This window comes from Pseudomonas sp. K5002 (assembly GCF_013386655.1).
GTDB lineage: Bacteria > Pseudomonadota > Gammaproteobacteria > Pseudomonadales > Pseudomonadaceae > Aquipseudomonas.
The window spans coordinates 1-4,486 of sequence record NZ_JACARK010000781.1 but is presented as its reverse complement, the minus strand read 5'-3'; the positions used below and the strand labels follow the sequence as shown (position 1 = coordinate 4,486).

The window sequence follows — 4,486 nt, the reverse complement described above, 5'->3', positions numbered from 1 at the left end:
CGCCCAGGGCGCCCAAACGCTCGGTCAACACCCGCTCGATGAAGGTGTGCACATCCTCGTCATCCAGCGTCGGGTGCAGGCGGCCAGCGGCAAAGTCCTCACCAATCCGGTCCAGCGCTTCCAGGGTGCGCAAGGTTTCCGACTCATCCAGCAACCCGGCGCGCTGCAACTCACGGGCATGGGCCCGGGAGCCGGCCAGGTCGTAGGGCGTCAGGCGAAAATAGCGCTCGGGGCAACGGGACAGCGCCGCCAAAGCAGCAGACGGGCCGGACTTGAAACGAGCACCCCAGAGGCGATCGGTGGGCTGAGACATGGTGTTCCTCACGCTTGTTTTTAGAAGTGACAAGCCCGATGGACGTGGCTTGGCCTTATGGATTCGGAGGGCAGTAGCAAAACGAAAAGTCCTGATCGAAGTGTCAGGTTTTTATGGGCATTAAATCAGCCGGTAAAAGCTGTTCAACCCGCTATATTCAAGGTTGCCAAGGGCGGTTAAGTATGTTCATTATTGCCGCCCGGCGATGTTCATGGAGTAGGTCAAAGCCTGTTGAAGATGGCACTTGAGGTCAACACGTATTATGGAAACCCCACTTTCCAATTCTGGAAACATACCGCCAAAACCCGGCACAAGACCGCCCCTGCAACTCAGCGGCCTGGACTTCAAATTGCTGCGGGTGTTCAAGGCTGTGGTCGAAGCGGGCGGCTTCAGCGCGGCGCAGAACGAGCTGAATGTGGGCCTGGCGGCGATCAGCAAGCAGATTTCCGACCTGGAAATTCGCATCGGCATGCGCCTGTGTACGCGAGGGCGGGAAGGGTTTGGCCTGACCGAAGAAGGCAAATTAGTCTATCAAGCGTCCATTGAATTATTTGCCTCGGTAGACAGTTTCAGAGACAAGCTTAGTTCGGCACAGAATGAACTGATCGGCGACCTTAGTGTAGGCGTTATTGATAACACCGTCTCCGACGTTAATTCACCATTGATTAACGCGCTGGGAAGATTACATACAGAGTCGCCAAAAATAAGATTACGTCTACATGCCTCGCAACTGGACGAAGTTGAACGGGGCGTGGTGGAAGGGCGGCTGATTGTCGGCATCGTCCCGGTGTACCAGCGGCGGGAAGAATTCGATTATTTCCCGCTATACGAAGAAAAGTCCCACGCGTACTGCGGCGTCGGGCATCCGCTGTTTGAAGCGAGTGACATCAACGCAGATGTGTTGCGCCAGCATGAAGTGGTCAACCATCGTTACGCGATCCACAGCGACAAGGCCAACTTCGTCAGCTACGACAGTCAGTCCGCCTCGGCCTCACAGGTTGAAGCCGTGGCCATCCTCATCCTCACCGGCCGCTTCCTGGGCTTCCTCCCGGAACACTACGCCGCGCCGCTGGTGAAGGAAGGGCGCCTGCGCGTGTTATGCCCGGAGCAGATCCACCTGAGCACAGCGTTCAACCTTATCCTGCGCCACAACGCCCCACGAAGCCCGCTGGTCAAAGCCTTCGCAACGGCACTAGGCGTGGACCTCAAAGCGCCAATCTAACGAATTCCCACCACCCTAAGAACCTACAGAGATCCCCTGTGGGAGCTGTCGAGCCCCAGCGAGGCTGCGATGGGATCAACTCGGTCTACCCGCAGACCCTATCCACCCGCATCACCGCCGCAACTTGCCCAACTTCTTCTTCGCATGAAAATGCGCTTCCTGCGCCGCCACCAACAGCTACCTGTTCGGCTACGCTCGTCGGGTAGCTGCTATAGAGCTATGCAATAGAGCACCTGCAAACTATCATTCTTACCTGTCTTCCCATGCCTAGAGAGGTGTTCCTTATGTCTACTGGAACGATCTTCACCAATAACCGTACACAAAATATCCGCATCCCTGCTGACATGCGTTTTCCCGCTGGGGTGAAAACTGTAGAGGTGCGTGCCGTGGGGCGCGAACTGATTATTTCGCCGGTTGAAAACACTTGGGACAGCTTTTTCCTTGCAAGCGAATCGGTATCTGATGATTTTATGGAGGAGCGCGCCGACCAAACCCAGCAAGAGCGAGAGTCCTTTGATGATTAAGTACATGCTTGATACGAACATCGTGATCTACATCATCAAGCGTCGGCCTATGGAAATACTGGAAAAATTCAATGCGAATGTAGGTCGTATGGTGATCTCTTCGATCACCCTTGCGGAATTGATGCACGGGGCCGAAAAAAGCCAGTTTGTTGAGAAAAATACTCGGGCGGTGGAGGACTTCATCTCCCGGCTTGACGTCATTCACTACGATGACAAGGCCACTTTTCACTACGGCTCGATCCGCTCCGATCTCGAAAAGAAGGGCACTTCAATCGGCGTAAATGACCTGCACATCGCGGGCCACGCCAGAAGCTCAGGATTGGTCTTGGTGACTAACAACGAAGGTGAGTTCAAGCGAGTGAATGGCTTGATCGTGGAAAACTGGATCGCCGCCTAAGGCAGTCAATCCAGCGCACACAGATAGGTCGTCCAGGCGATTCAGCGTTGCTTGATTCGTTTCTTCTTCGCATGAAAATGCCGAAAATGCGCATCCTGCGCCGCCGCCAACAACTCCCGATCCCCGCGCGTATCACCCCAGGCCCTGAGCCGATACTCCCCCAGATCCCCATAAACCGCCTCAAGCCGAAGCACCTTATTCTCACACCGGCAATTATTCCCCGTGAGCTTGCCCGTCAATACTCCGTCAACCACCTCAAGCTCAGTGCCTATCAACCGGATCCCAAGCCGATCCGCAAACGGCTGCAACACCAACGCTGGCGATGCCGAACACAGCGTCACCACCGCCCCGGACTTCACCTCATCGGCCACCGATTGCAGCCCGGTTGGCCGCATCAACTTGTTCCAATAGGCCTGGCAATACGCTTCCGCTTTCTGCTGAACCCACGCCTTATCCACGCCGGTCATAAAGGTGCGGATCAACTGCGCCTTGAGCTCATCACGGCTAATGACGCGCAACAGAAACTGCGCGCCAGGCACCGCCAGCTTCACCATCCTGCGCACGAACTCGCCTTTACCAAAGGCGAACTTCAGGAACGGCACGAAACTGTCGTGGTGGGTCAGGGTGCCGTCGAAGTCAAAGACGGAGAGTACTTTGGCATCCAAGGGGCCGGATTCGAGCATGTCTGGGTTCACGGGCGGGTCTCGGTCCTATCTCGTAATTTTGGTAATACATCAGTTGTGACCACAGAAGTTTACTCTTCTTTCAATCTTTCGATTTTCGAGTAAAGCCCTTTGGTGAAGTCACCGCGGTCACTTGATCGGTGACAACGCTGATGGCAATTCGGGCACAAGGCTACAGCATTGGTGATGCGATCCGAACCCTTCTGGGCGAGGTGCTTGACGTGATGTACTTCAAGAAATGGCAAGCCATCCACTTCGAAGGGAGCGTTTGAACCGCAGCCTTCGCAAATGCCATTGGCCTCATTCAATACCCAAGCGCGTACTTTGGGATCGCGAACAAAAGCCGTACCGACAATGGACACTTTCTGTGGCTTCGCAATTCCGTCCGGCACCTTCTCGATGGGCTGCTGCAGTAGCTTGGATGCTCGGCGGACGAGGGTTTGTTCATCTGCAGTTTGCGCTGTTTCATCTGATTCAAATATACGAAGGGCAGTGAGGGCTTTGCGAATCTGTTGTTCTACTCCCGAGCCCACGTTATTTGCAGGTTTGTACCCCTTGATCCGATCCAGGCCCATTTGGACCAGAACCGCAGAGATATTCTGCATGCGAAACTCGATGGAGCCTTCTGTACGACCTGCGATTGGTCCCTGACGTAGCAATCGGTTTTCATGGGCTTTATTAAAGGGTTGGCCGTTCTTCTCCAACGCCAACATCTTCAAGTAGGTCTCGACTGCCGCGGCTAATTCCTCGTCGCTCCAGTCGATGCTGTCTTTTGTAATATCCATACAGTCGCCGAGGGTAGAAAGTCCTCGGACGATACTGAGTGGCCACTAGCACGTCTACGAAATTTCCTACGAGACTGTAGGATTTGGCACTCTGCAAATACAAAAAAGCCCTGAACAAGTCAGGGCTTTTCAGTTGGCTAAGGAATCAATCCCAGCTCAGCGCGCCGCCAGTCTGGTACTCGATCACACGGGTCTCAAAGAAGTTCTTCTCTTTCTTCAAGTCCATGATCTCGCTCATCCACGGGAACGGGTTAGTCGTCCCTGGATACTCTTCCTTCAACCCAATCTGCGACAGACGACGATTCGCGATGAACTTGAGGTAGTCCTCCATCATCGCCGCATTCATCCCCAGCACCCCACGCGGCATGGTGTCACGCGCGTATTCAATCTCCAGCTGAGTCCCTTGCAGGATCATCTGGGTCGCTTCTTCCTTCATCTCGGCATCCCACAGGTGCGGGTTTTCGATTTTGATCTGGTTGATCACATCGATACCGAAGTTCAGGTGCATCGACTCATCCCGCAGGATGTACTGGAACTGCTCGGCCACGCCGGTCATTTTGTT

The 4,486-nt window shown here is 54.5% G+C and carries 6 protein-coding genes and 1 pseudogene; 3 read left to right on the top strand and 4 right to left on the bottom strand.

Translation table 11 applies throughout. The annotated features are described in order from the left end of the window. Positions 1–313, bottom strand: a pseudogene (locus tag HX846_RS28425) (argininosuccinate lyase); the annotation flags it as partial. Positions 314–575: 262 nt separating this feature from the next. Between HX846_RS28425 and HX846_RS28420 the strand changes: the two are divergent. The 3 genes from HX846_RS28420 to HX846_RS28410 all read left to right on the top strand — a co-directional run bounded on the left by HX846_RS28420 (position 576) and on the right by HX846_RS28410 (position 2,456). After that, positions 576–1,535, top strand: a complete 960-nt coding sequence (locus HX846_RS28420) for a LysR family transcriptional regulator (protein ID WP_032899067.1) — start codon at positions 576–578, stop codon at positions 1,533–1,535. 284 nt (positions 1,536–1,819) lie between these two features. Continuing rightward, complete coding sequence (gene vapB, locus HX846_RS28415) at positions 1,820–2,059, top strand: type II toxin-antitoxin system VapB family antitoxin (RefSeq protein ID WP_008432930.1); 240 nt, start codon at positions 1,820–1,822, stop codon at positions 2,057–2,059. Further along, positions 2,052–2,456, top strand: coding sequence for a type II toxin-antitoxin system VapC family toxin (locus HX846_RS28410; RefSeq protein WP_178966564.1), 405 nt, complete (start codon positions 2,052–2,054; stop codon positions 2,454–2,456). Before vapB ends, HX846_RS28410 begins: the two co-directional genes overlap by 8 nt. A gap of 41 nt (positions 2,457–2,497) precedes the next feature. Here the strand turns inward: HX846_RS28410 and HX846_RS28405 are convergent, their stop codons facing one another. From HX846_RS28405 to HX846_RS28395, 3 genes are all read right to left on the bottom strand, one after another. Next, positions 2,498–3,139: an HAD-IB family hydrolase gene (locus HX846_RS28405; RefSeq protein WP_003211514.1), complete on the bottom strand. Its 642-nt coding sequence runs from the start codon at positions 3,137–3,139 to the stop codon at positions 2,498–2,500. Between the two features lie 71 nt (positions 3,140–3,210). Then, positions 3,211–3,924: an HNH endonuclease gene (locus tag HX846_RS28400; RefSeq protein ID WP_177027675.1), complete on the bottom strand. Its 714-nt coding sequence runs from the start codon at positions 3,922–3,924 to the stop codon at positions 3,211–3,213. A gap of 145 nt (positions 3,925–4,069) precedes the next feature. Beyond that, the coding region (locus HX846_RS28395; protein ID WP_178966550.1) for a ribonucleotide-diphosphate reductase subunit beta at positions 4,070–4,486 on the bottom strand (417 nt) is incomplete at its 5' end.

What these genes read in the sequence shown, in the direction of transcription:
- HX846_RS28420 (WP_032899067.1), top strand. Translation starts at nt 576, where the DNA reads ATGGAAACCCCACTTTCCAATTCTGGAAACATACCGCCAAAACCCGGC.
- vapB (WP_008432930.1), top strand. Translation starts at nt 1,820, where the DNA reads ATGTCTACTGGAACGATCTTCACCAATAACCGTACACAAAATATCCGC.
- HX846_RS28400 (WP_177027675.1), bottom strand. Translation starts at nt 3,924, where the DNA reads ATGGATATTACAAAAGACAGCATCGACTGGAGCGACGAGGAATTAGCC.
- HX846_RS28410 (WP_178966564.1), top strand. Translation starts at nt 2,052, where the DNA reads ATGATTAAGTACATGCTTGATACGAACATCGTGATCTACATCATCAAG.
- HX846_RS28405 (WP_003211514.1), bottom strand. Translation starts at nt 3,139, where the DNA reads ATGCTCGAATCCGGCCCCTTGGATGCCAAAGTACTCTCCGTCTTTGAC.